Below are 25,656 nucleotides of genomic sequence, written 5' to 3' on the forward strand. Positions count from 1 at the left end.
CTATTTCGCCTCTGGAGCAGTCCTGGCTGGCGCAGTCCTGGCGTCCTGCAGGCGGCTCGCCCGCTGCTCGATGAGCTGCAGCGTCTCGAAGGTTACCGCAAGTTCCGCGCTGCCGATATCCTTCAGCAGGCTGGCCCGTACGCGACGCAGCACCCGGTTGATCTCCTCGACCTTGGCTCCGCCGGCCGCGGTGAGATGCAGCGTCTTGGCGCGCCGGTCGGTCGGGTCCTCGCGACGCTCGACCAGGCCTTCGGACTGCAGCAGATCGATCAGCCGCACCAGTGAAGGCCCTTCGATCCCCAGTTCATCGGCCAGCACGCCTTGCCGGACGTTCTCTCCCTGGCGCGACAACACCAGCAGCGGAATCGCCGTCGCGTAGGACAGTCCGTGGTCGGACAAGGCCTGATCCGACTCGCGGCGCCAGATCCGGGCCAGCCTGGTCACCAGGCGGCCGATCTCGGCGTGGATATGGGGCTGCGAAGGCGGCATGCAAATTAGATAGGATGCGAACTATTAGGATGCAATGATATACTGCGAACATCGCGGACGATCACGCGAATGCGATCCTGCGTGAGGAAGCGTCAATACTGCTGCGGATCGACCTCGATGCGCTGGTTATGCTCGGTTGCGGGCGGACCTTGAGCGCGGCGGGTTAGGAACACATCGGGATACAGATGCTTCTGTCCTTGAGGAGATTGTCATGAACAGAAAGCCTGTAACGCAGGATTCCGGACGCTCGAGCGACTGGGGTTCCCACGCGCAAACCGACAAGCCGTGGAAGGGAAACCCGGAGAAGGAGCAGCGCTCTGGGGATGCGAAGCGCTCAGGAGACGCGAAGCGCTCCGGAGACGAGAAGCCGGACCTGGAAAAGTGGCATGAATCGAACACGCATTGATGCGCGGAGATAGTGAATGTCCGCCTTTCACTTCGCGATCGTGAATGATGAGCGTGTGATCGATGCAACCGGTCAGCCGGTTACCGACCGCGATGAAGCCATTGCCGTCGCCAAGCGGCTCGCCATCGACCTTGCCGAGACGCGACAGGAATATCTGGGACGCGGCTACTTCATCTCGGTGATCGGCAGCGACGCGCGCGAAATTCACCGCGAAAGCATCGACAGCGCCGCGAAGAGCGGATGAACGATGCCGCCCCGGCGGGCGGCAAGAGAGCAAGGCTTTAAGAGCAAGGCTTTGAGAACAAGGCTTGGAGAGACCGAATGGATATGGGCCTTGAAATCATCTACGGCATCGGAGCGCTCGTGCTGCTGACCGCTTTGATCTTCGGCGTGCTTCAACACCATTTTCGCAGCAGGCGCGCGGTGCAGGCCGGCGAGGATGTCGTCCGCGACAGATACAAGCGGAACGAGACCTGACGCGGCGCCGCCAGCGTAAGGAGGAGACGATGGGATTGGCTCAATATGCGGTGATTGCGGCCGGCGAGGAATGGGGCGTCCTGCACGACGGCAATCTCAACGGCGGATACGCCACCAAGGAAGCTGCATTCGAATCGGCGGCGGCCGCCGCAGCATTGGCGATCAGGATGGGGCACGAGGTCCACGTCAGCGTTCCCGGACGCGAGGAGGGCGAGGCAGCCCTCACCAAGCGACCCGCCTGATCCAAATCACAGCCGTACGGCTTGCATTCGGTGGAAGGACGGCGCGCGCCAGCGCGCTCTACGGATCGAGCTCAGTATCCCAGTAGAGATAATCGAGCCAGCTCTCGTGCAGATAGTTCGGCGGAAACAGCCGGCCGTTGCGATGCAGCTGATGCACGGTCGGGGCGTAGGGCGTCTGCTTCGGAAACATCTTGGCCTGCTGCGGCGTCAGATTGCCCTTGCGCAAATTGCAGGGCGAGCAGGCGGCGACGACGTTTTCCCAGGTGGTCTGGCCACCCTTGCTGCGCGGAATGATGTGATCGAAGGTGAGATCGTCGCCCGACAGGCAATACTGGCAGCTGAATCGGTCGCGCAGGAAAACGTTGAACCGGGTGAAGGCGGGGTGGGTGGTCGGCTTGACGAAGGACTTGAGGGATACGACGCTCGGCAGCTGGATTTCGAAGGAAGGACTTCGTACCGCCCGGTCGTAATATTCGACGATGTTGACACGATCGAGGAACACCGCCTTGATCGCGTCCTGCCAGGACCAGAGCGACAGCGGGTAATAACTCAGCGGCCGGAAGTCCGCATTCAAGACCAGCACCGGCCAACCGCCTTGCGAGACATGTGCGTTCAAATAACGCTCCTGACTCCCATTAGCTGCGAAGCAGCATGCACTCACATACTACAGGCAGCGTGACGGGATTGTGAAGAGCAATGAGCGGCTTATCCGCCGCGCCCTGCCATGTTCCTGCCCCGATTGCCTCCCGCCCGCGAGGCCCGTAAAGGGAGCCGCAAGGCCCTGTCGGCCAGTGACGGACCCTGCCGATGACCACGACCTCAAGCTATCTCGAGGCGCCGCGCCGGTTGCGCGCGTTCGTGCGCGCGCACGAGACGAGCCTTGTGGTGCTGGCGGTGCTGATCGGCGCCATTGGCGGCCTCGTGGTGGCGGTCATGAGCGGCCTCGTCACGGTGCTGCATTCGGTGCTGTTCAATCTGCCGCTCGGCGACCGGTTGTCGAGCCAGCCCAGCATCGATCCCGTGCGCGCGCTCGTGGTTCCCACGATCGGCGGCCTGCTGCTTGGATTTGCGTTCCTTCTGTTGCTCCGGGTCCGGCCGGCCCGCGAAATCGACCCGATCGAGGCCAACGCGCTTTATGGCGGGCGGATGTCGTTCCGCGGCAGCGTGATCGTGGCGCTGCAGACGATCTGGTCGAGCGGCGTCGGCGGCTCGGTCGGGCTCGAGGCCGGCTACACCCAGCTCTCCAGCGGCCTCGCCGCCTCGCTCGGGCGCGGCTTTCACCTCCGCCGCAACGACCAGCGAATCATGGTGGGCTGCGGTGCGGCGGCGGCGATCGCCGGCGCCTTCAGCGCGCCGCTTGCGGGTGCGTTCTACGCTTTCGAGCTTGTGATCGGCGGCTATACGCCGGCCAGCCTGACCCCGGTCGGCGTGGCGGCGGTGACCGGCTACTTCGTCGCTCATGCCTTCGAGCCGCTGCCGCTCGGCGTCGGCGTCGGAACCGTGGGCGATGTGCTCGGCCGGGATCTTGCGATTGCCGCGCTGCTCGGCATGGTCGCAGCCCTGACCGGCATTGCGATCATGCGCGGGGTGACGCTGTGCGAGGCGCTGCTGACCAAGAGCCGGCTCTGGCCGCCGCTGCGGCCGGCGCTCGGCGGGCTTGCGGTCGGCGCGATGGCGCTATTGACGCCGCAGGTGATGTCGTCGGGCCATGGCGCGCTGCGCTTCGCGGGCATCGTGGCGATGCCGCTTGCCTTCATCGCCGGCGTGTTCGCGCTGAAGGCGGTTGCCTCGATCATCTCGCTTGGCTCCGGCTTTCGCGGCGGATTGTTCTTCGCCACGCTGTTCATGGGCGCGCTCGGCGGCCGGCTGTTCGCCGCCGGCGTCGACATCGTGTGGCCGGGGCTGAACCTCGACCCCAACGCCTATGCGGTGATCGGCATGAGCGCGCTGTCGGCCTCGGTGATCGGCGGCCCGCTCACGATGTCGTTCATCGCGCTGGAATCCACCGGCAACCTCTGGCTCACCACCGCGGTGCTGGTCGCGGTCATCATCTCGACCACGATCACGCGCGAGCTGTTCGGCTATTCGTTCGCGACCTGGCGATTGCATCTGCGCGGCGAGACCATCCGCAGCGCCGCCGATATCGGCTGGATTCGCGATCTCACGGTCGGCAAGATGATGCGGCAGGACATGACGACGGTGAACGCCGCGATGCCGATCGAGGCGTTCCGCGAGGAATTCCCCCCGGGCTCGAAGACCCAGGTCGTCGCGGTCGACGGCGAGGGGCATTACGCCGGGCTCGCGCTGGTCGCCGAAGCGCATGCGCCCGATCTCGAGGCCGACAAGGGGCTTGCCGCGATTCTGCGCTACGCCGATGTGGTGCTGCATCCCGGCATGAACGTGCAGGAGGCGATCGCGGTGTTCGACGCGGCCGAAGCGGAATCGCTCGCCGTGGTCGAAGGCGACGGCGACCGCCGGCCGATCGGCCTGCTCACCGAAGCGCACGCCATGCGGCGCTACGCGGAAGAATCCGAGCAGCGCCGCCGCGAGGTGATCGGCGAGATTTGATTGCGCGGGAACGCTTTTCGACCCGTCATCCTGAGGAGCCGCGAAGCGGCGTCTCGAAGGATGCACGGCCACCAGCCGGGGGCCGTCGACCCTTCGAGACGCGCGCGATGCGCGCTCCTCAGGGTGACGGAGTTAGGTTATTCGACGCTACGTCCGAATCCGCTCCAGCTTCTGCAGGCATCGCGTCACGCGCACCGCGGCCGGCATCTCGGTGTCCGGAAAGCTGGTCTTCCAGTCGGTGACGCCGACCTCGCCGACATAGATGTCGCCGCGGGAATCCAGCGCGATGCCGTGCGGCGCCAGGAACTTTCCGGTCTCGACGCCGGGGCCTTGCTCGCCGCCGAGGCGCGCGATGCGCTTTCCGGTGTGATCCACGATCGACAGCCTCGGGCCGAGATTGGGCACCTTGCGATTCACCGCCATGCCGGGGCCGAGCTCGCCGATCACGAAGTTCGGCTGCTTGCCGCCGCCGCAGCAGCACAGCGCGCAGGGCCGATGCAAATTGTTCCATTGCGTCTCGTATTTGCCGTTGCCGTCGAACACCTGGACGCGGTGATTCTCGCGGTCGGCGACATAGACCCAGCCGTCGGCGTCGGTCGCGATGTTGTGCACGATGTTGAACTGGCCGGGGTCGGTGCCGGGCTCGCCCCAGGTTTTGATCAGCTTGCCATCCGGCGTGTATTTGTGGACGCAGGCATTGCCGTAGCCATCGGAGACATAGATCTCACCCTTCGGCGACAGCGCGGTATGGGTGCAGCGGTGGAATGGCTCGCCGCACATGAACGGCGCCGGCCTGTTCGGGATGCCGATCGTCAGCAGCACCTTGCCGTCGGTCGAGCATTTGCGCACGGTGTGGTCGCCGTCATCGGTGCAATAGAGATTGTCGTCGGCGTCGATATGCAGGCCGTGGGCGCGCGAGAACACGCCTTCGCCCCAGCTCTTCATAAAATTCCCCTCGCGGTCGAGCACCACCATCGGATGGTCGCCGCGGTTGAAAACGTAGACGCGGTCCTTGCTGTCGACCGCGACGGAGGCGACATCGGTCAGGCTCCAGCCGTCGGGCAGTTTTGCGAAGTTCTCCACCACGCGATAGCGATGTTCGCCGGTGCCGAGGGTGGTTGGCATAAGATGTCTCCCCAAGATCGTCATTCCGGGGCGATGCGCAGCATCGAACCCGGAATCTCGAGGTTCCGGGTCTGCGCTTCGCGCATCCCGGAACGACGGCAGGTTTCTACGAAAGATCCGCCCTTGGCCCGACGTCGCGCGGCAACAGGCCTTCCTCGATCGCCTTGATCTGCAATGCGAGATAGCGCGAGTTGATGCGGCATTGCGCGAGGCTGCCGGCGATGAACCACAGGCCGGGCTGCGGCGTGCGGGTGTACATGTTGCGCAGCTCCTGGCCGTCGCCAAAGCCCCAGATCGGGCCGACGCGCGCGGCCATCGCCTCGCCGAACAGTTTCTTGACCAGCTCTTCCTGCGGCCGGTAGCCGGTCGCGAGCACGATCAGGTCGGCCTCAACCGTCTCGCCGTTCTTCAGCCGCGCGCCCTCGCTGACCAAGGTGTCGATGTCGGTGAATTGCTGCAGGGCGACCGCGCCGCTCGCGACGAGATCGGAGCAGCCGACATTGAAGTAATAGCCGCCGCCGCGGGTCAGGTATTTGAACTGCCAGCCGGTGCCGCCATCGCCGAAATCGAGCTTGAAGCCCTTGCGCGCGAGGCCGTCGAGCAGCGGCTTGTCGAGCTGCTTCGACTGCTCGGTTATCAGCACATGGCTGCGTTTGGCGAGCGCGAGCGGCATCGAGGTCGCGATCAAATCGTTGTCCTCGAGCGTACCTTCATTGTAGGCGGCATAGGCCAGCTGCGCCGACGGCTCGATATTGGTGATCAGCGTCGAGGAGCGCTGTACCAGCGTGACCTCGGCGCCCGAGGAATGCAGGTCCTGTGCGATGTCGTGGCCGCTGTTGCCGGTGCCGATCACGAGCGCGCGCTTGCCGGTCCAGTTCTCGCCGTCCTCGTAGCGGCTGGAATGCATCACCTTGCCGCCAAAATCCTTCAAGCCGGGGACGTCGGGCAGATTGGGAATGCCGCTGACGCCGGTCGCCATCACGACATGGCGCGGCTGCATTGTCCGTGTCGTGCCGTCGGCGCGGCGCAGCTCGACGGTCCAACGCCCCGTTGCGTCGTCATAGCTGCCGCCGACAAATTCCGTGCCGGTCCAGAAGTTCAGCTCCATGGCGTCGACATAGGCTTCGAACCAGTTGGCGAGCTTGTCCTTCGGGATATAGGTCGGCCAGTTCGGCGGGAATGGCATGTAGGGCAAATGATTGACCTGTACCTGGTTGTGCAGGGTCAGCGCGTGATAGCGCTTGCGCCAATTGTCGCCGACGCGTGCTTCGCGGTCGACGATCAGCGCGTCGATCTTGAGCTGTTGCAGCCTCGCGGCGATCGCAAGCCCGGCCTGTCCGCCGCCGACCACCAGCACATCAGGGTCGCGGTCGGCATATTCGGCGGATGCCTTGCGCAGGTCGAGCCAGTTGGGGCCGCGGAAGTCGCGCGAATAGGACTTCCCGCGCGGCCTGGTGTGGCCCTGCTGCTCCTCAAAACCCTTCAGCTCCTCGAGCGCCGTCAGCAAGGTCCAGGCCTTCAGGCGATCGTCGTCGGCGGCATCAGGGATCAGCCGCACGATGCCGTGGCCGCGGCCAACCGCCGTCTCGAATTTGAAGATCGCCTCGATCGCATGGGTACCAGCGCGCGTCACCCGTCGGGGCGGGGCGCGATCGGCATCGATGCGGAAGTCATGCGGCGCGCTGTGACGCGCATGCGCCGGCAGCTCCTCGATGATTGCGAAGGCCCGGTTGACGGTCTGGATGTTCCAGCTCAGCGCCAGCACGTCGCGCCAGTAGCTGTCGGGATGGAACAGTGGCTTCAGCAGCACATCGTCGGGGCTGGCCAGCGCATCTTCGAACTGCACGAGCCAATTGTCGGCGGCGACCGAAATATCGTCCGTCTTGTCGAGCATTGAGCGTTTCTCGCCATCGGCCGCCTTGCTGATATTTTCGTGGCGGCGTTCCCTTTGCGCAAAGCCTATACCTATTCGAAGGCATGCAGAAAGGGCGCGACGGGATAGCGCCTATTCGGCCAGCGACAGGATCAGGCCTTGATCCGGCGGAACGCGGCCCTGCAGGGTATCGAGATAGGCCTCGCGCACCGCGGCCGGGCCGCGCAGCTCAACCACGTCAAGCCAATTCGGCAGATGCGGCACGAGCTCGGCCCAGGCGGCGCCAAAACGCTGGTCGATGCCGCCCGGTCCCCATTCCTTGGCGCGCTTGCGGATCTGGTCCGGGGCGAAGAACCACACCGGCTTGGCGCCGGGCAGCGTGGGTTCCTCCGGCTCGCTGGCGCGATGCGTCAGCCCGACCCGGCCGGAATAGACCATCTGCGCGCCGAAGTGCCGGTGCAGGGCCTCGCGCAGCGCACTGTTGCCGGCCATGTCGACATAGGCTGTAGGTTCGGCCGACGGGATCGCGGTGACCTGGTCATAGGTGACGACCTCGTCGTAGCAGCCGAGCGAGCTGACGAAATCGACATTGCCTCTGGAGGTCAGCCCGATCACCGGGATACCCCGTTTGTGCACGAGATGGGCTAGCCCGAACGCGGTCTTGCTCGAGGCCGATGACAGGATGACGCGGCGTGCGCCGTAGAACGCATTCTCGGCCAGGAAGTCGTCGACCAGGAACGACAGCATGAACAAGGGCAGCAGCAGCGCGCGGAAGTCGCCCTGCTGGCCCGCATAGGTCGGATCGCCGGAGACGCGGGCGTAAGCGTTGTAGACCGGCGAGACCTCCTGCCGGTGCGCGGCGCCGTCGCGCAGGCCGCGCTTGCTGACGTCGGTCGCCTCGATCACCAGATGGGTCGCCATCGGGAAATAGCCGAACAGCATTTCGCCGGCTGCGATCATCGGATGTTTCGATACCAGCACCTCGCCGAAGCCCCACACCGGGATGATGCCGTAGCCTTCGGGCGCCGGGAACAGCTGCCAGTATTTCAGCTGCTCGCCGATCACGGCGTAGGTGATGTTGTTGGCGGTGAAGGCGAAGCGGGTCACCTTCACCAGCAGCGCATCGGCCGGCAGCGCCGCTTCATCGGGCAACGGCGTCTCGATCACCTTGCACTGCTGCAGATCGTTGCGGATGACGATGAAGTCGGTCGAGTTCATGGCGATGATCCGGGCTCAGGATGCAGGCGCATCGTTGCGTCGATTGCCGGCCGTTTGCAACAGCAACTAAGTTTCAAACGCCGTTCGCTTCGCCGTCAGATCGTTCAGCCGAGCTGTCCTTCGCGGTAGAGGTCGCGCAGCTTGCGCTTGAAGATCTTGCCGGTGGCCTCCCGCGGCAGCGCGTCCATGAAGCGGATATCCTTGGGCACCTTAAAGTTGGCGAGCTTGCCGCGGAGAAAATCCTGGATCGCGCTGATCGACAGGGGCGCGTCGGCTTCCGGCTCGACGCAGGCGAACAGCCGCTCGCCGTACTCGTCGTCGGGGACGCCGAACACCGCGCAGTCGCGGACGCCTGCCATGCCGATCAGGGCGTTCTCGATCTCGGCGGGATAGATGTTGACGCCGCCCGAGATCACCATGTCGCGCTTGCGGTCGCACAGGAACAGATAGCCGTCCGCGTCGAGATAGCCGACATCGCCGACGCTGATCAGGCCGTCGTGATCGGCCTCGGCGCGCGCCTTGGCGTTGCCGTGGTAATCGAAATCCGAGGTCGCGGTCTGGCGCATGAAGATCTCGCCGGGCTCGCCGACGTCGCATGGCGTCCCGTCGGGCCGGAAGATCTTGACGATGCCGCCTTCGATCGCGCGGCCGACGGTGCCGGGCTTGGCCAGCGCTTCGGCTGACGAATGCCAGACCGGGATGCCGGTCTCGGTCGAGCCGAGATATTCGTTGATGACCGGTCCCCACCACTCGATCATCGCGCGCTTGACGTCGACAGGGCAGGGCGCCGCGCCGTGGACGATGAAGCGCAGCGACGACAGGTCGTAGCGGCGCCGCGTCTCCTCGGGCAGGCGCAGCAGCCGCACGAACATCGTCGGCACCATATGCATGTGGGTGACATGGTGGCGCTCGATCAGTTGCAGCAGATCCTCCGGATCGAAGCGCGGCTCGAGCACGATCACGCAGCCGTTGCGGAACGCGAGCATTCCATAGGAGTGCGGCGCCGAATGGTACATCGGGCCGTTCATCAGGATCACCTGATCCTCGTTCGGCTTGACGCCATAGGTGATGGCGCCGACCCGCGCGGCCGCCGCCTGCTGCTCGGGCCGCATCGGCTTGCGCTTGACGCCCTTCGGCAGTCCGGTGGTGCCCGACGTGTAGAACATCGGCGCCGCGCCGATCGGTGCGTCGGTCAGTGGTTGGTGCGTCTCCCGCCAGACGTCCCAGTCGGTCGTGCCGTCGGGCACGCGGGTGAGCGCCGGCGCCACGCCATAGGCCGCAGCGATCTCCGGCGGCGTCGTCACCACCAGCGGCTTGATTGCCGGCGGCAGGCCGTCGCGGATCTGCGGCAGCAGATCGGCGTGGCAGACCAGCGTGTCGGCGCCGCTGTCGGACAGGATGTAGGCGACCTCGTCGGCCTTCAGATGCCAGTTGATCGGTACCACCGGGCTGCCGAGCGCGGCCGAGGCTGCGACCACCTCGAACAGCGCGAAATCGTTGCGCAGCATCATGCCGACCGGTTTGCCGCCCTGCACGCCAAGCGCCCGGAAGCCGCTGGCCGCCCGCGCGATGCGGGTGTGAATGTCGCCGTAGCTGATCTGTCTGTCGCCGCTGATGATCATGTCGCGCCTCGTCTCCTAGCGATCGTCCAGGATCTCGCCGAAGCTGATCCAGCTCTTGCCGTTGAACCGGCGCAGCCGCAACTGCTGGAACGGCAGATAGTCGTCCGGCCCGGTCGACACCGTCATGCCCGGCAACAATAGCGGCAGCGGAACGTCGCGCAATGACGCCGCCTGGCGCATGATGTTTTCGCGGCTGAAATCGTTCTTGCAGGCCTTCAGCACGGCCATCAGCAGCGTCGCATAATGATAGCCCGCCGAGTAGTTCGAGTTGCTGAGGTCCGCATTGGGCAGGTACTGCTTCATGAAGGCAAGATAGTCCTTCACGGCGGGATCATCGGCCCATTGCGCGTCCATCGTGTCCTTCTGGTTGCTGGACGAGATCAGGCCGACCGCGTTCTCGAGCCCGGCGGGCTCCAGGAACGAGATCGACGACGCGGAGGTCGGTACGAAGAACAGGTCCGGCTTCCAGCCGATCTCGGCGACGCCCTTGATCATCTGCGGCGTGAACTTGCCGAGCACGACGCCGAACAGCACGTCGGCACCGGACGCTTTCAGGGTTGCGAGCTGCGAGCTGATGGTTGGCGCCGAGGTCTCGTAGCTCGCTTCCGCGACGATCATGCTCGCGGCCTTGCCGCCGAGCGCGCGCTTGAAGCCGGCGACATAGTCGCGGCCGAAATCGTCGTTCTGCGCAAGGATCGCGATCTTTGCGTCAGGCTTGGCCTGTAGCACGTACTTCGCATAGACCACGCCCTCGGATTCGTAGGACGCCATGCCCGGCATGGTCCACGGATAATTCTTCGGGTCGGCCCATTTGGTCGCGCCGCTCAGCACGAACAATTGCGGGATCTTCTTGCTGTTGAGATAGCGGTGCACGGCGTTGTTGGTGGCGGTTCCGAGCGAGCCGAACATCATCAGCACCTCCTCCTGCTCCACCAGCTTGCGGGTCTGCTCGACGGTCTTCGGCGGCGAATAGGCGTCGTCCAGCGTGATGAACTTCACCTGCCGGCCGTTGATGCCGCCCTCCGCGTTGACCTTCGCGAAAAACGCTTCCTGGGCGCGGCCGATGGTGCCGAAGCCGGAGACCGGTCCGCTATAGGGCAGCGTCTGGCCGATCCGGATCGCTTCGCTGCCGTTGTCGGCGGCGGCCGTGCTGGCGATCGCGCAGACCGCCAACGCGGCTGCCAGCGCGTGTTGCGCTCGTTTCATGGTTCGCTCCCGGACTTTGTGAAACAGCGTCAGGCGCTGGCGCGCAGGAAGTCGCTGCGCGCCGCGGCGAACTCGGACTTGAGCCGCGCCACCAGTTCGGCGACCGGCGGGGCGTCGGTGATCTGGCCGATGCCCTGGCCCGAGCCCCAGATGTCGCGCCAAGCCTTGGCCTTCATGTTGCCGCCGGAGCCGAAGTTCAAGCTGGATTTGTCGGCGACCGGCAGGTTGCCCGGATCGAGGCCTGCCGCCGCGATCGACGGTCCGAGATAGTTGCCGTGCACGCCGGTGAACAGGTTCGAATAGATGATGTCGTGCGCGGCGTATTCGGTCAGCGCCTGCTTGTACCTGATATCCGCGTTGGCTTCCGCGGTCGCGATGAAGCGGGTGCCGATATAGGCGAGGTCGGCGCCGAGCGCGAGCGCGGATGCGATGCTCCAGCCGTCGGAGATCGCGCCCGACAGCAGGATCGTGCCCTTGAACCATTGCTTGACCTCGCGCACCAGCGCGAACGGCGACAGCGTGCCGGCATGGCCGCCTGCGCCGGCGCAGACCAGGATCAGGCCGTCGACGCCCTGCTCGGCGGCCTTGCGCGCGTGCTTCACGTTGATGACGTCGTGGAACACCACGCCGCCATAGGAGTGCGCGGCCTCGACGATTTCGGACGGCGGGCGCAGCGAGGTGATGATCACGGGCACCTTGTGCTTCACGCAGGTTTCCATGTCGCGCATCAGGCGGTCGTTGGAGGCGTGGCAGATCTGGTTGACGGCGTAGGGCGCGACCTTCTTCTCCGGATGCAGCGCCTGGTACTCGCCGAGCTCGTTCTCGATCTGGGTCAGCCATTCGTCGAGCTTTTCGGCCGGACGGGCGTTCAGCGCAGGGAATGAGCCGACGATGCCGGCCTTGCACTGCGCGATCACGAGCTCGGGCCCCGAGACGATGAACAGCGGGGAGCCGACGACCGGCAGTTCAAGCCTGTTGGCGAGCGAAACGGGCAGCGTCATTTTCGGATCCTCCATGCGCGTCGCCCGGCCGGCAGCCGGGGCGGATCGCGATCGATTGTGATGGCTGGAGCGGTGGCGCTCTTGGCGCGGCAATATAAGGCTGGACGGTCCGGTCATGACGTTCAATATTGAACATCGGACCAACCAGAAATGAACGATGTCGCAGGGAGGGGAGCGGCATGGACTGGGAGCTTTGCAAGACATTCGTCGCGGTGGCGGAGACGCGCAGCCTTGCCGGGGCGGCACGGCGGCTGCGCATCAGCCATCCCACCGTTGGTCGCAACGTCGCGGCGCTCGAGCGGCAACTCGGGACCCGCCTGTTCGCGCGTTCCAATGACGGCCTGTCGCTGACGTCGCATGGCCGCAAATTCCGCGAGCACGCCGAAGCGATGGCCGCGGCGGCGCTCCGCGCGGAGGCGGCCGCGTCCGCCACCGGCGAGCAGGCGCGCGGCGTCGTGAAGCTGTCGATAGGCGCGACGCTGGCCGCGCACTGGCTGATGCCGCGCCTCGGCCCGTTCCTGCGCGATCACGCCAACATCCAGCTCGAGATCATCACCCATCCGTTCCCGGCCAGCGTGCGCCGCCGCGAGGCCGACGTGGTGCTACGGCCGGTCGATGCGGGCGAGGAGAACCTGATCGGGCGCAAGATCGGGCGGCTCGGCACCGGCTTCTACGCTTCCCGTGACTATGCGGCAGGGCGCAAGCTGCCGGAGCGGCGGGACGAGTGGCGGGGCCACCATGTGATCGGCTTTGCCGACCAGGCCTCGAACGCGCATCTGGCGCGCTGGAGCGACGTCATCACCCGGCAGGGCACGCTGGTGATGCGCTGTTCATCGCAGGGCGACATGCTCGCGGCGGCGCGGGCCGGGCTCGGGATTTGCGTGCTGTCCTGCCTGGTCGGGGCCGACTACCCCGATCTGGTGCGGGTCGCGCCGCAAAAGCTCTCGAGCCTCTCCGATCTCTGGCTGCTCGCCCATCCCGATCTGGTCGAACTTCCCGCGGTGCGCGCCGTCATCGGCTTCGTCACCGACTGCGCGCGCGAGGATCGCGTCAGGCTGCGCGGCTAGAGCGCGTTGTCAGGCACGCGCCCGCAACAGCGTCACTGCGAGCAGAAGGAAGGCCGCGCAGGTCCACAGCGACTGCCAGTTCTCCGCCCCTTCGTTGAATCCTGTGTAGATCGCCGTTGCAATGAAAATGCCGGCAAAGATCGACTCCGCCAGTGGTCGGATTCCCTTCGTGGGAGGATTGAGCAGCGTCACGGCAGCAAAGGGCACCGCCGCCATGGTGAGAGGCGCGAAGGGAAAGTCAATGAAGCGCGGGTCGAACACGAGGCCGATTGCGGTCGCCGTGCCGATCACGACGGTGATCATCAAGGCCAGTCCGTGCAGGGTCGCCAGCACCGATTCAGTGTGATGGCCCTTCGGACCCAACACTTCGAAAAAGCTGGGCGGTGCGCGGCCCGACATCAGGGCGTTGGCGCTCAACACGGGCGAAGCCGTGGCCGCCACCAGCAGCGAGCCCCAGACCAGCCAGCCTCCCGTTCCGTAGCTTTCATAGACCAATCTTTGCTCGGCGACGCCAAACAGGATTCCAGCCGTGGTCGCCGATAGCGCGACCGCAAGCCATGACGCGAATGCGGGCTTTCTCGGCTTGCGGCGCAAGGTCAGCCATGCCGCGCCGAATACCAGGATCGCCAGCGCCAATCCGCTGACCATTTGCAGCTTCCAGAGCGGAAAATTGCTGACCGGCTGGCCCGGCGGATATTTCGGCATGCGCTGCTCGGAATCGAACAGGCCCCAGGAGCCGCCGACCGTGCCCTCGATCTCCCGCTTCCATCCTTCATCATAGGCCTCGAACAGGTTGACGCGGAAATGCTCGCGCCGGGCAAGATCGAGGACCTCCGAAACCACTCGCGCCTGATTGATGCGGGACGGCAGCGCGGACTCGCGCATGCGCCCCTCGCTCGGCCAACCGATTTCCCCGATAAAGATTTCCTTGCCTGGAAAAGCCGCTGCGATCTGCCGGCGCATCTCGTCGGCATGAGCAGCGGCATCTTCCGCCCGGATTGGAACATTTTCCCAATACGGCAGGATGTGAACCGTGACGAAGTCGACGGCGTCGGAAAGCTCGCGATTGCTCAGCCAGAATTCCCAGACGTCGGCGTAAGTGACGGGCACGGAGACCTGCGCCTTGATCGAGCGGATCGTGGCGGCAAGGTCGGAAGCCGACATTTCCTTGCGCAGCAAGACCTCGTTGCCGACCACGAGCGCGATGATGGTTTCCGGATATTCCTGGGCGAGGCGGATCGCGGTGGCGACCTGCGTTGCATTCTTCTTGCGGTCCCGATCGAGGAAGATGCCCTGGATGACCTTCAGCCCCGCCTTGGCCGCGAGTGCGGGAATCTGATCGAGACCAAGATCGGTCGCATAGGTGCGGATGCAGTCGGATATCTTCGCGAGTTGCGCGAGGTCTTCCGCGATCTGTTCCGGCGAGACCTGCGTCGCCGGCGAAAGCGATGTCTGATTGTTACGGAACGGCGCGTACGAGATGCATTGCACCTTGTCGTTCGGATCGATCGGCGCCCGCGGCAGGTTGACCGGGATGCCGAGCCACCACCACGCCGCGGCGATCGCGCCCAGGGATAACGAGAGAAGCGTCAGCGGGATACGGAGAGAAATCAGGTCCGTCTCCTTGCAATAAGGACGTGCTGCGCGTGCAAAATGGGCGAGGCCGGCAAATTGAAAAACTATATGTCTGCTGATTCTATATCACGCGATCACGCAGTTGGTGTGTTTTTCTCCACGACTACTTTGCACCGGCGATCACGCCCTCGCGATTTCTGAGCACGCGATAATATGCCCACCACAGATGCGCTGCGGCGCCGCGCAGCGGACGCCACGGCTCCGCAAGCGGCGCCATCTGCTTCGGCGTCGGCCGCTCCTTCAAGCCGAGCCCGACCTTGACCGCTTCCTGTACGGCGAGGTCGCCCGCGGGCCAGGCATCGCCATGGCCGAGGCAGAACAGCAGATAGACATCGGCGGTCCACGGGCCGATTCCGGGTAGCGCGGTCAGCGTGTTGTGCGCCGCATCGGCCTCCTCATTGGCAAGGACGTCGAGGTTCAGCCGCTCCTCGGCGAGCTCGCGCGCGATGTGCTTCAGCGTCTTGATCTTGGCCGCCGACAGCCCGAGCCGGCCGAGCCGGTCGGCCCGCGCCTTGCGGATCGCGTCATGGTGGAACGGGTCGAACGCCGTGCTGACGCGCCCCCAGATCGCCGCCGCACTCGCGGTCGAGAGCTGCTGGCCGCAGATGATCGCGGCAAGCCCGGCAAATCCGGGCTCGCGCTGCCGGATCGCCGGCATGCCGGTCAGCTCCAGGATCGGGCGCAGGCGGCGGTCCTGGTCGACCAGTTTGTGGATCGCGTCGTCGAGGTCGGCCTGGGTTTCGAGGTGAATCAGCATTTGCGGGGTCTGCATCGGCTTGTCAGGCGCGGGCTTGACCCGCGCATCGATCTCCTATCGTAACAGAGTCTTGTCCGGGCGCATGAACCAGAGTCGCCGGGGCAAGTCCGGCAATGACGCGTGACCGATCACCATGCCACCCGTTTTCCGCTTCGCGCCGAGTCCGAACGGCTACCTGCATCTCGGCCACGCCTATTCGGCGCTGCTCAACCACGACCTCGCGCGGCAGTCGGGCGGACGCCTGCTGCTGCGGATCGAGGACATCGACGCGACGCGCTGCCGGCCGGAATTCGAGCAGGCGATTTATGAGGATCTGGCCTGGCTCGGCATCGCCTGGGAGACCCCGGTGCGGCGGCAGTCCGAGCATTTCGGCGCCTATGGCGCGGCGCTCGACCGCCTGTCGGCCCAGCCGCTGGTCTACCCGAGCTTCGAAAGCCGGGCCGAGATCGCGCGGCTGGTCGCGGAGCGCGAGGCCAGCGGCGCGTGGCCGCGCGATCCGGACGGCGCGCCGCTTTATCCGGGGCTAGCCAAATCGCTGTCGGCCGAGGCGCGCGACCGGCTGATCGGGCAGGGCGTGCCGTTCGCGTTGCGGCTCGACATGGCCTCAGCCCGCGCGCACGCCGGCGAGCTGCGCTGGCAGGAAGCGGGCGAGGGGCCGGCTGGCGAGAGCGGAGACGTCGTGGCCCGGCCTGAGGCCTGGGGCGACGTGATCCTAGCGCGCAAGGAGACCCCAACCAGCTACCATCTCTCGGTCGTGATCGATGACACCCTGCAGGGCGTTACCGATGTCGTCAGGGGCGTTGACCTGTTCTGGTCGACCAGCGTGCATCGGCTGTTGCAGGAACTGCTCGGCCTGCCCGTGCCAAACTACCGGCACCACCGGCTGATCCGAAACGCGGCCGGCCAAAAGCTGTCGAAATCGACCCAGGCGACCGGACTGCGCGAATTGCGGGCGGCTGGGGCGAGCCCGGCCGATATCCGCCGCTGGGTCGGCTTGCCGTAGATCTTGCAGTAGATTTTGGCCATTTGATCGCATCATGGCGTTTTGCGCGGGCGCGCCGTAAACGTCGCCGTGACTCCGGCCCGCCTGGCATGCCATGTTGTTGACCGGGGCGGGGATCACGGAGACCATGGCGTCAAAATCGCGCGCACGGCGCAGCAAGCGGCCATCCAAAGGGACGCCGCCGAAGACACGCGCCGCCAAAACGGGTGCTGCCAAGACATCGACTGCCAAGACACGAACGGCCAAGGCCCGCGCCGCCAAGGTGGCCGCCAGGCCGCGCCGCAAGCGGGCCGGGCCAAAGCCGGCCCCGAAGGCCGGTCCCGGCATGGTCGATACTGCACTTGCCGCCTTTGCCCATGAGGTGCGGACGCCGCTCACCGGAATCCTCGCGATCAGCAATCTGCTCGCGACATCCGATCTCGGCGAGCGCGAGCGGCGCTGGGTCGATACCATCAAGGCCGGCGCCGAGCATCTGGCGAGCCTTGCGACCCTGTTCGTCGACGCCGCCCGGAGCGAGGGGCCGGGGCTCGAGATCCGGCAGGATTTCTTCGACCTGCGCACGCTGGCGCGCCACGCAGCCGATTCGCTGGCCGGCCGCGCGGCAGCCAAGGGGCTGCAAGCTTCCGTCGAGGTCTCGGACCAGCTGCCTGCCTTCGCGGTCGGCGATCCCGTCCGCCTGCGCGCAGCGCTGGAAAATCTGATCGACAACGCGGTGAAGTTCACCGAGCAGGGCAGCATCGAGCTGCGTATCGCGCCGGTGGGCGCGGCCAAGGCAAGGTCGGGCGACAAGATCGGTGTCGCGTTCGCGATCTCCGACAGCGGCATCGGCCTGACGCTATCGGAGGTCAAGCGCCTGTTCCGGCCGTTCTCGCAGGCCAACGTCTCGATCGCCGCGCGGTTCGGCGGCGCCGGGCTCGGCCTGTCGTCCGTCAGGCAGCTCGCGCGCGCCATGGGCGGTGACATCGTCGCGGACCGGCGCGCCGGCGGGGGCACCACCTTCACGCTCAAGGTGGAGCTGGCGCCCGCCGAAGGGCTGGCCGGCACCGCCTCCGGCGAGAGCGCGGCGGCGCTGCTGTCGCAAGGGCTGCGGCTGCTCAGTGTCGAGGACAATCCGTTCGGCCGCGTCGTGCTCAACACGATCCTGACCGAGCTCGGCCACCACGCCGAATTCGTCGGTCAGGGCGAGGCCGCGCCCGACCGGCTCGTGCAGGGCGCCTTCGACGCCGTGCTGATGGACATGGTGCTGCCCGGCATCGGCGGCATCGAGGCGATCAAGCGCATCCGCGCGCTGCCGCCGCCGCACGGTCGCATCATGATTGTCGGGATTTCCGGCCGGGCCGAGGACGAAGCCGCTGCGCGCGCTGCCGGCGCAGACGGCTTCCTGGTCAAGCCTGTGTCCCCGCGGGCGCTCGCGACTGCGCTGCATGAAGCGACACGCCGTGCGGCAACCGCGACTTGATGATCGCCGCGTTCAACTCGCCGCCGAACACGAAGATCGCGGCGATGAAATACAGGAACACCAGTGCGATCACCACCGAGGCCAGCCCCGCATACATCGTGACGTAGTTGTTGGCGAAGCGCGCGAGGTACATGCCGAAGCCGATGCCCGAGAGCAGCGAGGCCACCATGGTGAAGATGATGCCAGGCAGGATTTGCGTGAAGCTGCGACGGCCCGCCGGCAGCCAGGCGTGCAGGATGAAAAGCGCGACGACCAGCGCCAGGATCGTGACGCCGTAACGGGCGGTGTTGAGCAGGCTCTCGTTCGATTCGACGAAGAACGGGATATAGCGCCGCGCCGCCTCGATGATCAGCGGTCCGAGCACGATCAGGAAAGCCATCGCGAGCGAGGTGAACGCCGCGACCAGCGTGTAGCCGATCGACTCCAGCCGCAGCCAGTACCAGCGCCGCGGCTCGATCACGGCATAGGCGCGGTTCAGCGCCACCCGCAGCGCCTCGACGCCGTTGGAGGCGAAGTAGACCGCGAGCACCGCGCCGATGGTCAGGATATCGCCGCGGGTGTTGGTCAGCACGTCGTGGATCTGGCCGGACAGCGCCTCGGCGACCTGCTGCGGCCAGACCTGCAGCATCAGCCCGACCGCCTGGTCGGCGAGTTGCTTGGAGCCGAAGAAGCCGGCCACCGAGGTCAGCACGATCAGGAACGGAAACAGCGCCATCAGCGTCGACAGCGCGATGTGGCTCGCGATCGCCCAGCCGTCGTCGGCGAGGAACGTGTAAAAGGCATCCATCACGACGTGGGTGACGTAACGAAGCTGCTTCACATTCCACCCGGCATTGTCGAAAACCGCTCGGCCCGAGAACCGACCCAGCATCTGATATTACGCGCTGAAAAGCCAGTTGGTTGCATGGCCGGGCTGTGTGGAAGTCCGCGTCCTGCGGTGTTATGTACCGCAAATGACATCTCTCCTCAGCACGATCATTCTTCCCATCGCCGTCGGCGCCGTCGCGCTGGTGCTCCTGCTCGGCCTCATCAATATGATGAAGGGCGGCTCGCCGAACACGTCGCAGAAGCTGATGCGGCTGCGCGTGCTGCTGCAGTTCGTCGCCATCGTCATCGCAATGCTCGCGGTCTGGGCGATGGGGCGCTAGGTGAGGTAGATTTGTCGGGCTATTCTCCACCTCTCCCGATCGGAGGGGTGGACTCGAACATCGAACACCGGAGCCTGCCATGGTTGTTCTCAATCGGATCTACACGCGCACCGGCGATGACGGCACCACCGCGCTCGGGTCCGGCGAGCGGCGGCCGAAATACGATCTGCGCATTGCCGCCTATGGCACGGTCGACGAGACCAATGCCGCGATCGGCGTGGTGCGGCTGCATCTTGCCGGCAGCCCCGCGGTCGATGCGATGCTGGGCCGGATCCAGAATGATCTGTTCGATCTCGGCGCCGACCTCGCGGTGCCCGAACGCGAGGGCAAGGCCGAACGTCTGCGGATGCTGGCAAGCCAGGTCGAGCGGCTCGAGCGCGATATCGACAGCCTGAACGACCAGCTCGCACCGCTGACCTCGTTCGTGCTGCCCGGCGGCGCGCCTGCTTCTGCCTATCTGCATCTCGCCCGGACGATATGTCGCCGCGCGGAACGGTTGATGGTGGAACTCGCCGCCCAACCCGATGAGCCGGTCAATCAGGCTGGCATCCAGTATATGAACCGCCTGTCGGATTTCCTATTCGTTGCCAGCCGCTTCCAGAACAATAAAGGAGCGGGAGACGTGTTGTGGGTGCCGGGCCAGAACCGCTAAACTGGTTCAAAACCGGGGGACGGTTTTTTGGCTTTGGCGCGTTGACCGGGAGAAACGGGACCTTTAGGTTCCGCGCCAGCCAACCGAAACCCATAAAATCAAAGCGAAAGAGGATCGATGAAGGTTCTTGTGCCGGTAAAGCGGGTCGTCGACTACAACGTCAAGGTCCGCGTCAAGAGTGACGGGACGGGCGTGGAACTCGCCAACGTCAAGATGTCGATGAACCCGTTCGACGAAATCGCCGTCGAGGAAGCGCTGCGGCTGAAGGAAGCCGGCAAGGCGACCGAAGTGGTGGTGGTGTCGATCGGACCCGCGCAGGCCTCCGAGACCATTCGCACCGGACTGGCGATGGGCGCCGACCGCGGAATCCTGGTCAAGGCCGAAGGCAATGTCGAACCGCTCGCGGTTGCCAAGATCCTGAAGGCGGTGGTTGAAGCGGAGCAGCCCGGCCTCGTCATTCTCGGCAAGCAGGCGATCGACGACGACTCGAACCAGACCGGCCAGATGCTGGCTGCGCTGCTCGGCTGGTCGCAGGCTACCTTCGCTTCCAAGCTCGAAGTCGAAGGATCCGACTTCAAGGTCACCCGCGAAGTCGACGGCGGCCTGCAGACCATCAAGCTCAAGGGCCCGGCGATCGTCACCACCGACCTCCGCCTCAACGAGCCGCGCTATGCGTCGCTGCCCAACATCATGAAGGCGAAGAAGAAGCCGATCGACGACAAGAGCGTCGCCGACTACGGCGTCGATGTGACGCCGCGTCTGGAAGTGCTGAAGACCGCGGAACCGGCAGGCCGCAAGGCGGGCGTCAAGGTCAAGGACGTCGCCGAACTCGTGAACAAGCTCAAGACCGAAGCCGGGGTTCTCTGATGACGACGCTGTTGATTGCTGAACACGACCACGAGACGCTGAAGGACGCGACCAACAAGGCGCTGACCGCGGCGAGCCAGCTCGGCGGCGATGTCCATGTGCTGGTTGCCGGTGGCGGTCAGGGCACCAAGGCGGCGGCGGAAGCAGCCGCCAAGCTTGCCGGCGTCACCAAGGTGCTGGTGGCCGAAGGCCCCGCCTACGAGCACGACCTTGCCGAGCCGCTGGCTGCGCTGATCGTCGCGCTGGCTCCCGGCTATGACGCGTTCGTCGCGCCCGCGACCTCGCGCTTCAAGAATGTGATGCCGCGCGTCGCGGCCTTGCTCGACGTCATGCAGGTCTCCGAGATCATCAAGGTCGTCGCCCCCGACACCTTCGAGCGGCCGATCTATGCCGGCAACGCGATCCAGACCGTGAAGTCGAAGGACGCCAAGAAGGTGATTACGGTGCGCACCTCGACCTTCGCCGCCGCAGGCGAAGGCGGCAGCGCTGCGATCGATAACGCCGCTGCGGCCGCCGATCCCGGCCTGTCGACGTTCGTCGGCGAGGAAGTCGCCAAGAGCGACCGTCCCGAGCTGACCTCGGCCAAGATCATCGTCTCGGGCGGCCGCGCCATGCAGAGCCGCGAGAACTTCGCCAAGTATATCGAGCCGCTCGCTGACAAGCTCGGGGCCGGCGTCGGCGCCTCGCGCGCCGCGGTCGATGCCGGCTATGCGCCGAACGACTGGCAGGTTGGCCAGACCGGCAAGGTGGTGGCCCCGGAACTTTATGTCGCGGTCGGCATCTCCGGCGCGATCCAGCATCTGGCCGGCATGAAGGACTCCAAGGTGATCGTCGCCATCAACAAGGATGAGGACGCGCCGATCTTCCAGGTCGCCGATTACGGCCTGGTCGCCGACCTCTACCAGGCGGTTCCGGAGCTCACCGAAGCGCTCGGCAAGCTCGGAAAGTAAGCGACAAGACACCGGCCGGGTGGGTAAGCTCCGGCCGGTGTTATTATTTTCGAGGCAATGATCCGGAAACGTTTTTCCGAAAGGATCATGCTCGACAGGGGAAAATGGGACCCGGGTGTGATGACCTGTCATCACATCATGGTCCCGGGAAACGTTTTCCGGCGGATTGGGCAACCCGGAAGGCTTTACTTCGGGTATCGTTGGAATTGGGCAGGCGCGATGTGCGCGCCGTTCCGGTGGATGACAAGATGACGGTGGCAATCAAAAAGGTCGGCGTGATCGGTTCGGGCCAGATGGGCAATGGCATTGCCCATGTGGCGGCGCTGGCCGGCTTCGACGTGGTGCTCAACGACGTGTCCGGCGACCGGCTGAAGTCGGCGCTGGCGACCATCAACGGCAATCTGACCCGCCAGGTCGCCAAGAAGGCGATCAGCGAGAGCGAGCGCAAGCAGGCGCTCGACCGCATCGCCTCCGCCGAGTCGCTCGACGCGCTCGCCGATTGCGATCTCGTGATCGAGACCGCGATCGAGAAGGAAGAGACCAAGCGCAAGATCTTCCACGAGGTCTGCGCGGTGCTGAAGCCGGAGGCGATCGTCGCGACCAACTCGTCGTCGATCTCGATCACAAGGCTCGCCGCCTCGACCGACCGCCCGGAGAAATTCATCGGCATTCATTTCATGAATCCGGTGCCGGCGATGGAACTGGTCGAGTTGATCCGCGGCATCGCCACCGACGACATGACCTTCGACACCGCCAAGTCGTTCGTCGCCAAGCTCGGCAAACAGGTCGCGGTGTCGGAAGATTTCCCCGCCTTCATCGTCAACCGCATCCTGTTGCCGATGATCAACGAGGCGATCTACACGCTGTATGAAGGCGTCGGTAACGTCGAGGCGATCGATGCCGCGATGAAGCTCGGCGCGCACCATCCGATGGGCCCGCTCGAGCTCGCCGATTTCATCGGCCTCGACACCTGCCTGTCGATCATGCAGGTGCTGCATGAGGGGCTGGCCGACTCCAAGTACCGGCCGTGTCCGCTGCTGGTGAAGTATGTCGAGGCCGGCTGGCTCGGACGCAAGAGCCAGCGCGGCTTCTACGACTATCGCGGCGACAAGCCGATCCCGACGCGGTAATCATCGCTTCTTCAGGTCAGTGCCCGCAGCAGCGCAAGCGCCGCGGGCACCAGACCGATAATCATCGTCACACCCGTTCCAAGTCCGAGCAGATGCGCCGCCAGTGCGAGGCGCTGGCTCTGCGCGTGAGACGTCATTGCAGCGCCGCGCAGGCGCGCTTCAGCCGTCTTGCGGCCTCCTCGATGGTCTGTGACGGGTTGGCGAAGCTGAGGCGGATATAGGGCGACAGCCCGAGATCCTCGCCGGGAAACACCACCACATCGGCCGCCTCGAGCAGATAGGCCGAGAAATCGCGGTCGGTCCGGATCACTCTGCCGTCGGGCGCGCGCTTGCCGATCGCACCGGCGCAGCCGACCAGCAGATAGAACGTGCCTTCCGGCGGCGTGCAGGACAGCCCGGCGCATTCGTTCACGAGTTCTGCAAAGCGGTCACGCTTGGCGTGAAGGATGGCGGCGCGCGGAAGCAGCACATCCTGCGCGCCGTCGAGCGCGGCAACCGCCGCGGCCTGGCTGATCGACGACGCGCCGGACGTGGTCTGCGACTGGATCGTGATCATCTCGCGGATCAGCGCCGCGGGTCCGGCGGCATAGCCGATGCGCCATCCCATCATTGCATAAGTCTTGGCGAGGCCGCTGACGGTCAGTGTCCGCGGCTTCAGGCGCGGCTCGATTTCCGCAAGCGTCGGCGCGGGTGCGCCATTGAACACGATGTGTTCGTAGAGCCCGTCGGCCAGCACCCAGATGTCCGGATGCCGTAGCAGGACCGTGGCGATCTCGGACAGATCATCACGCGAATACAGCGCGCCGGATGGGTTGACCGGATTGTTGACGATGATCCAGCGGGTTCGCGCCGAGATCGCCGCCTGCAAATCCTCCGCGCGCAGCTTGAAGCCGTTGTTCTGCGCACACAGCACCACCACCGGCGCCGCGCCGGCCAGCCGCACCTGATCGAGATAGGGCGCCCAATACGGCGCGGGGATGATCACCTCGTCGTCGGGCGCCAGGGTCGCCAGCAGCGCGTTGAACAGCGCCTGCGTCGAGCCGTTGGTGATGACGATCTCGTCCAGACCATAGTCGAGATGATGGTCGCGCAGCAGCGCGGCCTGCACCGCCCGCTTCAGCTCCGGCGTGCCGTCGACATCGGTGTAACGGGTTTCGCCGCGCAATGCTGCGTCATGCGCCGCCGCGATCACATGCTCCGGTGTCGGGAAGTCCAGATTGCCCGACGACAGCTCGATGATGTCGCGCCCGGCGGCGCGCAGTTCGCGGGCTCGGCGCCGCAGCACCGATGCGGGCGATGCCTTGATGTCGCTCATGCGCGGCGAGAGGGTCGGTGCAGCGGTCATCGGACGTACTGCGCCTCACCGTTGCCGAACGACCAGTTCTCGGGGAGCACCTCGACCAGGTTGATGAAGATGTCCTCGGCGCGCAGGCCGGGGCTTTCGGTCAGCCGTTCGGCGATCCGTCGATAGAGCTTCTGCTTCTGCGCCACCGGGCGCGTATTGCTGACAGTAATCTGGATGATGATCAGGTCAGCGCCGCGCCTGATGCCGAGATAGTCGGCGCCATAGATGAAATCGCCGTCGTCGTGCTCGGAGATCGTCATGAAACGATCGCCTTCCGGCACGTCGAAGGTCTCGCGCATGGCGCGATAAAGGCTTTCGAGAACGGCCTTGCGGTAGGCGGCGGGCTTGCCCCGTCGCAATGAAACGCGGGTCAGCGGCATGATGGTGGCTCTCCTGGTGGCGTCACGGGCCGCCGATCCTAGGGGCTCCTTGTTTATTGAAAAACGGTATGATAAAGCGTTTCAATGATTTCATACTTAAATTAATGACCGTGAAGGCACTCGACGTCGAGGCAGTCCAGGCCTTCGTCCTGGTGGCGGATCTCAGCAGCTTCACGCGCGCGGCGCAGGCGATGGAGACCACGCAGTCCGCGGTCAGCCTGAAGATCAAGCGTCTGGAAGACGGCCTCGGCCGACGGTTGCTGGAGCGAACGCCGCGGCTGGTTCGGCTGTCAGCTGAAGGTGCCGCCTTCCTCGGCGCCGCGCGCAATCTGGTGGCCGCGCATCAATCGGCGATCAGCTCGTTTGCCGTCGAGCATAGGCGGCTGGTCGTCGGCATCAGCCACCACATCGTCGGATCGGAGCTCGCCTCGCTTTTGAAGCGGATGAACAGCACCGATCCCGGGCTGGTGATCCAGCTGCACGTCGACACGTCGCGTTCGGTGCTCAGCGCATTCGACGACGGCAAGCTCGATGCTGCGATCGTGCTCCGCCACGACGCCAAGCGCCGCGATGGCGACGTGCTGTTCGAAGAGTCTTTCGGCTGGATGGCCGCGCCTTATTTTCACCATCGGCCGGGCGAGCCGTTGCGCCTCGCCACACAAGCCGAGCCGTGCAGCGTGCGTGCCATGGCGGTTGAAGCGCTCGACGTCGCCGGTATCGCCTGGACCGAGGCGTTCGTCGGCGGCGGGCTGTCGACGATCGGAGCTGCGATCTCCGCAGGCCTTGCGGTCGCAGCGCTGGCGCGCCGCGTCGCGCCCGCGGATACCGTCGACCTCGGGCCAAAGCTTGGCCTGCCGCCACTGCCGTCTCGCGACGTCATGCTTCACTCAAAACTGTCCGATGCGCGGACACGGCAGGCGCTGCGCACCCTCGGCGCGGCCTTCGCGGCGAACGCAGCCTGAGACGCGGATCATCGCGCTAGCGGGAGTTTCGAGGCCGATGCGTCAGCCTGACGCGGCCATCGATTACCCAAGCA

At 65.4% G+C, this 25,656-nt stretch carries 28 protein-coding genes; 14 read left to right on the forward strand and 14 right to left on the reverse strand.

What is annotated here, in order from left to right; all coding sequences use genetic code 11:
* Window positions 1-489, reverse strand: a complete 489-nt coding sequence (locus tag QA635_RS05650; protein ID WP_253606605.1) for a MarR family winged helix-turn-helix transcriptional regulator — start codon at window positions 487-489, stop codon at window positions 1-3.
* Between the two features lie 211 nt (window positions 490-700).
* On the opposite strand from QA635_RS05650, the gene QA635_RS05655 reads away from it, so the two are divergent.
* The 4 genes from QA635_RS05655 (at window position 701) to QA635_RS05670 (ending at window position 1,614) form a co-directional block, all read left to right on the forward strand.
* Window positions 701-895 (forward strand): hypothetical protein, encoded by a 195-nt coding sequence (locus QA635_RS05655; RefSeq protein ID WP_283067664.1) that lies wholly within the window; start codon window positions 701-703, stop codon window positions 893-895.
* A 16-nt stretch (window positions 896-911) separates the two neighbouring features.
* A complete protein-coding gene (locus QA635_RS05660) occupies window positions 912-1,139 on the forward strand; it encodes a DUF6894 family protein (protein ID WP_092080482.1) in 228 nt (75 codons plus the stop codon).
* 77 nt (window positions 1,140-1,216) lie between these two features.
* Window positions 1,217-1,372 (forward strand): hypothetical protein, encoded by a 156-nt coding sequence (locus tag QA635_RS05665; protein ID WP_283067668.1) that lies wholly within the window; start codon window positions 1,217-1,219, stop codon window positions 1,370-1,372.
* A gap of 29 nt (window positions 1,373-1,401) precedes the next feature.
* On the forward strand, window positions 1,402-1,614 hold the full coding sequence (locus QA635_RS05670) for a hypothetical protein (RefSeq protein ID WP_028333636.1): 213 nt from the start codon (window positions 1,402-1,404) through the stop codon (window positions 1,612-1,614).
* Window positions 1,615-1,672: 58 nt separating this feature from the next.
* On the opposite strand, the gene QA635_RS05675 is transcribed toward QA635_RS05670, so the two are convergent.
* Window positions 1,673-2,230, reverse strand: a complete 558-nt coding sequence (locus tag QA635_RS05675) for an HNH endonuclease (protein ID WP_016845270.1) — start codon at window positions 2,228-2,230, stop codon at window positions 1,673-1,675.
* A gap of 191 nt (window positions 2,231-2,421) precedes the next feature.
* Here QA635_RS05675 and QA635_RS05680 point away from each other — a divergent pair, with 191 nt between their 5' ends.
* The gene (locus QA635_RS05680; RefSeq protein WP_283067672.1) at window positions 2,422-4,182 is read left to right on the forward strand and encodes a chloride channel protein; all 1,761 of its coding nucleotides are present in this window, start codon (window positions 2,422-2,424) and stop codon (window positions 4,180-4,182) included.
* A 147-nt stretch (window positions 4,183-4,329) separates the two neighbouring features.
* On the opposite strand, the gene QA635_RS05685 is transcribed toward QA635_RS05680, so the two are convergent.
* The 6 genes from QA635_RS05685 to QA635_RS05710 all read right to left on the reverse strand — a co-directional run bounded on the left by QA635_RS05685 (window position 4,330) and on the right by QA635_RS05710 (window position 12,227).
* Complete coding sequence (locus tag QA635_RS05685; protein WP_283067674.1) at window positions 4,330-5,307, reverse strand: peptidyl-alpha-hydroxyglycine alpha-amidating lyase family protein; 978 nt, start codon at window positions 5,305-5,307, stop codon at window positions 4,330-4,332.
* A 106-nt stretch (window positions 5,308-5,413) separates the two neighbouring features.
* Window positions 5,414-7,201, reverse strand: coding sequence for a flavin-containing monooxygenase (locus QA635_RS05690; RefSeq protein WP_283067676.1), 1,788 nt, complete (start codon window positions 7,199-7,201; stop codon window positions 5,414-5,416).
* 111 nt (window positions 7,202-7,312) lie between these two features.
* Entirely contained in the window at window positions 7,313-8,398 is a 1,086-nt protein-coding gene (locus QA635_RS05695) for a DUF2855 family protein (RefSeq protein ID WP_283067677.1), read from the reverse strand.
* 104 nt (window positions 8,399-8,502) lie between these two features.
* Window positions 8,503-10,020: an acyl-CoA synthetase gene (locus QA635_RS05700; protein WP_283067679.1), complete on the reverse strand. Its 1,518-nt coding sequence runs from the start codon at window positions 10,018-10,020 to the stop codon at window positions 8,503-8,505.
* Between the two features lie 15 nt (window positions 10,021-10,035).
* A complete protein-coding gene (locus QA635_RS05705) occupies window positions 10,036-11,226 on the reverse strand; it encodes an ABC transporter substrate-binding protein (protein WP_283067681.1) in 1,191 nt (396 codons plus the stop codon).
* A gap of 29 nt (window positions 11,227-11,255) precedes the next feature.
* Window positions 11,256-12,227, reverse strand: a complete 972-nt coding sequence (locus QA635_RS05710) for an NAD(P)H-dependent flavin oxidoreductase (RefSeq protein ID WP_283067683.1) — start codon at window positions 12,225-12,227, stop codon at window positions 11,256-11,258.
* A 179-nt stretch (window positions 12,228-12,406) separates the two neighbouring features.
* On the opposite strand from QA635_RS05710, the gene QA635_RS05715 reads away from it, so the two are divergent.
* Window positions 12,407-13,294, forward strand: a complete 888-nt coding sequence (locus QA635_RS05715; protein WP_283067685.1) for a LysR family transcriptional regulator — start codon at window positions 12,407-12,409, stop codon at window positions 13,292-13,294.
* Window positions 13,295-13,303: 9 nt separating this feature from the next.
* Here the strand turns inward: QA635_RS05715 and QA635_RS05720 are convergent, their stop codons facing one another.
* Window positions 13,304-14,866 (reverse strand): glycoside hydrolase family 17 protein, encoded by a 1,563-nt coding sequence (locus QA635_RS05720; protein WP_283071480.1) that lies wholly within the window; start codon window positions 14,864-14,866, stop codon window positions 13,304-13,306.
* 166 nt (window positions 14,867-15,032) lie between these two features.
* Window positions 15,033-15,686, reverse strand: a complete 654-nt coding sequence (locus QA635_RS05725) for a DNA-3-methyladenine glycosylase family protein (RefSeq protein ID WP_028333626.1) — start codon at window positions 15,684-15,686, stop codon at window positions 15,033-15,035.
* Between the two features lie 133 nt (window positions 15,687-15,819).
* Between QA635_RS05725 and gluQRS the strand changes: the two genes are divergently transcribed.
* The gene (gene gluQRS / locus QA635_RS05730; RefSeq protein WP_283067687.1) at window positions 15,820-16,689 is read left to right on the forward strand and encodes a tRNA glutamyl-Q(34) synthetase GluQRS; all 870 of its coding nucleotides are present in this window, start codon (window positions 15,820-15,822) and stop codon (window positions 16,687-16,689) included.
* Between the two features lie 127 nt (window positions 16,690-16,816).
* Window positions 16,817-18,148: an ATP-binding protein gene (locus QA635_RS05735; protein ID WP_283067689.1), complete on the forward strand. Its 1,332-nt coding sequence runs from the start codon at window positions 16,817-16,819 to the stop codon at window positions 18,146-18,148.
* On the opposite strand, the gene QA635_RS05740 is transcribed toward QA635_RS05735, so the two are convergent.
* Complete coding sequence (locus tag QA635_RS05740) at window positions 18,075-18,935, reverse strand: YihY/virulence factor BrkB family protein (protein ID WP_370143883.1); 861 nt, start codon at window positions 18,933-18,935, stop codon at window positions 18,075-18,077. The genes QA635_RS05735 and QA635_RS05740 overlap by 74 nt on opposite strands.
* A gap of 166 nt (window positions 18,936-19,101) precedes the next feature.
* Between QA635_RS05740 and QA635_RS05745 the strand changes: the two genes are divergently transcribed.
* From QA635_RS05745 to QA635_RS05765, 5 genes are all read left to right on the forward strand, one after another.
* The gene (locus QA635_RS05745) at window positions 19,102-19,296 is read left to right on the forward strand and encodes a twin transmembrane helix small protein (RefSeq protein WP_028340366.1); all 195 of its coding nucleotides are present in this window, start codon (window positions 19,102-19,104) and stop codon (window positions 19,294-19,296) included.
* Between the two features lie 79 nt (window positions 19,297-19,375).
* Complete coding sequence (locus tag QA635_RS05750) at window positions 19,376-19,948, forward strand: cob(I)yrinic acid a,c-diamide adenosyltransferase (protein ID WP_283067693.1); 573 nt, start codon at window positions 19,376-19,378, stop codon at window positions 19,946-19,948.
* Window positions 19,949-20,065: 117 nt separating this feature from the next.
* The gene (locus tag QA635_RS05755; protein ID WP_016845285.1) at window positions 20,066-20,815 is read left to right on the forward strand and encodes an electron transfer flavoprotein subunit beta/FixA family protein; all 750 of its coding nucleotides are present in this window, start codon (window positions 20,066-20,068) and stop codon (window positions 20,813-20,815) included.
* Entirely contained in the window at window positions 20,815-21,765 is a 951-nt protein-coding gene (locus tag QA635_RS05760) for an electron transfer flavoprotein subunit alpha/FixB family protein (protein WP_057017750.1), read from the forward strand. Before QA635_RS05755 ends, QA635_RS05760 begins: the two co-directional genes overlap by 1 nt.
* A gap of 248 nt (window positions 21,766-22,013) precedes the next feature.
* Window positions 22,014-22,895: a 3-hydroxybutyryl-CoA dehydrogenase gene (locus tag QA635_RS05765; RefSeq protein ID WP_283067697.1), complete on the forward strand. Its 882-nt coding sequence runs from the start codon at window positions 22,014-22,016 to the stop codon at window positions 22,893-22,895.
* 11 nt (window positions 22,896-22,906) lie between these two features.
* Here the strand turns inward: QA635_RS05765 and QA635_RS05770 are convergent, their stop codons facing one another.
* From QA635_RS05770 to QA635_RS05780, 3 genes are read right to left on the reverse strand one after another with little or no spacing between them, the layout of a single operon-like run.
* Entirely contained in the window at window positions 22,907-23,032 is a 126-nt protein-coding gene (locus QA635_RS05770; RefSeq protein ID WP_256521270.1) for a hypothetical protein, read from the reverse strand.
* Window positions 23,029-24,240 carry a pyridoxal phosphate-dependent aminotransferase gene (locus QA635_RS05775; protein WP_283067705.1) on the reverse strand — a complete coding sequence of 404 codons (1,212 nt, stop codon included), beginning with the start codon at window positions 24,238-24,240 and terminating at the stop codon, window positions 23,029-23,031. Before QA635_RS05775 ends, QA635_RS05770 begins: the two co-directional genes overlap by 4 nt.
* Window positions 24,237-24,620, reverse strand: coding sequence for a tautomerase family protein (locus QA635_RS05780; RefSeq protein WP_283067707.1), 384 nt, complete (start codon window positions 24,618-24,620; stop codon window positions 24,237-24,239). The genes QA635_RS05775 and QA635_RS05780 overlap by 4 nt, the downstream gene beginning before the upstream one ends.
* 104 nt (window positions 24,621-24,724) lie before the next feature.
* Between QA635_RS05780 and QA635_RS05785 the strand changes: the two genes are divergently transcribed.
* A complete protein-coding gene (locus QA635_RS05785; protein ID WP_283067709.1) occupies window positions 24,725-25,582 on the forward strand; it encodes a LysR family transcriptional regulator in 858 nt (285 codons plus the stop codon).
* Window positions 25,583-25,656: the final 74 nt, after the last annotated feature.

Origin of the sequence: Bradyrhizobium brasilense, assembly GCF_029714345.1 — a bacterium.
In the GTDB taxonomy this organism is placed as follows: Bacteria; Pseudomonadota; Alphaproteobacteria; order Rhizobiales; family Xanthobacteraceae; genus Bradyrhizobium; species Bradyrhizobium australafricanum.

Bases quoted from the DNA above. Each gene is read 5' to 3' on its own strand.
- QA635_RS05710 (WP_283067683.1), bottom strand. From the start codon at position 12,227: ATGACGCTGCCCGTTTCGCTCGCCAACAGGCTTGAACTGCCGGTCGTC.
- QA635_RS05660 (WP_092080482.1), top strand. From the start codon at position 912: ATGTCCGCCTTTCACTTCGCGATCGTGAATGATGAGCGTGTGATCGAT.
- QA635_RS05705 (WP_283067681.1), bottom strand. From the start codon at position 11,226: ATGAAACGAGCGCAACACGCGCTGGCAGCCGCGTTGGCGGTCTGCGCG.
- QA635_RS05725 (WP_028333626.1), bottom strand. From the start codon at position 15,686: ATGCTGATTCACCTCGAAACCCAGGCCGACCTCGACGACGCGATCCAC.
- QA635_RS05715 (WP_283067685.1), top strand. From the start codon at position 12,407: ATGGACTGGGAGCTTTGCAAGACATTCGTCGCGGTGGCGGAGACGCGC.
- QA635_RS05650 (WP_253606605.1), bottom strand. From the start codon at position 489: ATGCCGCCTTCGCAGCCCCATATCCACGCCGAGATCGGCCGCCTGGTG.
- QA635_RS05745 (WP_028340366.1), top strand. From the start codon at position 19,102: ATGACATCTCTCCTCAGCACGATCATTCTTCCCATCGCCGTCGGCGCC.
- QA635_RS05735 (WP_283067689.1), top strand. From the start codon at position 16,817: ATGGCGTCAAAATCGCGCGCACGGCGCAGCAAGCGGCCATCCAAAGGG.
- QA635_RS05670 (WP_028333636.1), top strand. From the start codon at position 1,402: ATGGGATTGGCTCAATATGCGGTGATTGCGGCCGGCGAGGAATGGGGC.
- QA635_RS05700 (WP_283067679.1), bottom strand. From the start codon at position 10,020: ATGATCATCAGCGGCGACAGACAGATCAGCTACGGCGACATTCACACC.
- QA635_RS05750 (WP_283067693.1), top strand. From the start codon at position 19,376: ATGGTTGTTCTCAATCGGATCTACACGCGCACCGGCGATGACGGCACC.
- QA635_RS05655 (WP_283067664.1), top strand. From the start codon at position 701: ATGAACAGAAAGCCTGTAACGCAGGATTCCGGACGCTCGAGCGACTGG.
- gluQRS (WP_283067687.1), top strand. From the start codon at position 15,820: ATGCCACCCGTTTTCCGCTTCGCGCCGAGTCCGAACGGCTACCTGCAT.
- QA635_RS05780 (WP_283067707.1), bottom strand. From the start codon at position 24,620: ATGCCGCTGACCCGCGTTTCATTGCGACGGGGCAAGCCCGCCGCCTAC.
- QA635_RS05665 (WP_283067668.1), top strand. From the start codon at position 1,217: ATGGATATGGGCCTTGAAATCATCTACGGCATCGGAGCGCTCGTGCTG.
- QA635_RS05680 (WP_283067672.1), top strand. From the start codon at position 2,422: ATGACCACGACCTCAAGCTATCTCGAGGCGCCGCGCCGGTTGCGCGCG.
- QA635_RS05695 (WP_283067677.1), bottom strand. From the start codon at position 8,398: ATGAACTCGACCGACTTCATCGTCATCCGCAACGATCTGCAGCAGTGC.
- QA635_RS05770 (WP_256521270.1), bottom strand. From the start codon at position 23,032: ATGACGTCTCACGCGCAGAGCCAGCGCCTCGCACTGGCGGCGCATCTG.
- QA635_RS05760 (WP_057017750.1), top strand. From the start codon at position 20,815: ATGACGACGCTGTTGATTGCTGAACACGACCACGAGACGCTGAAGGAC.
- QA635_RS05785 (WP_283067709.1), top strand. From the start codon at position 24,725: ATGACCGTGAAGGCACTCGACGTCGAGGCAGTCCAGGCCTTCGTCCTG.
- QA635_RS05775 (WP_283067705.1), bottom strand. From the start codon at position 24,240: ATGACCGCTGCACCGACCCTCTCGCCGCGCATGAGCGACATCAAGGCA.
- QA635_RS05685 (WP_283067674.1), bottom strand. From the start codon at position 5,307: ATGCCAACCACCCTCGGCACCGGCGAACATCGCTATCGCGTGGTGGAG.
- QA635_RS05690 (WP_283067676.1), bottom strand. From the start codon at position 7,201: ATGCTCGACAAGACGGACGATATTTCGGTCGCCGCCGACAATTGGCTC.
- QA635_RS05740 (WP_370143883.1), bottom strand. From the start codon at position 18,935: ATGGATGCCTTTTACACGTTCCTCGCCGACGACGGCTGGGCGATCGCG.
- QA635_RS05765 (WP_283067697.1), top strand. From the start codon at position 22,014: ATGACGGTGGCAATCAAAAAGGTCGGCGTGATCGGTTCGGGCCAGATG.
- QA635_RS05755 (WP_016845285.1), top strand. From the start codon at position 20,066: ATGAAGGTTCTTGTGCCGGTAAAGCGGGTCGTCGACTACAACGTCAAG.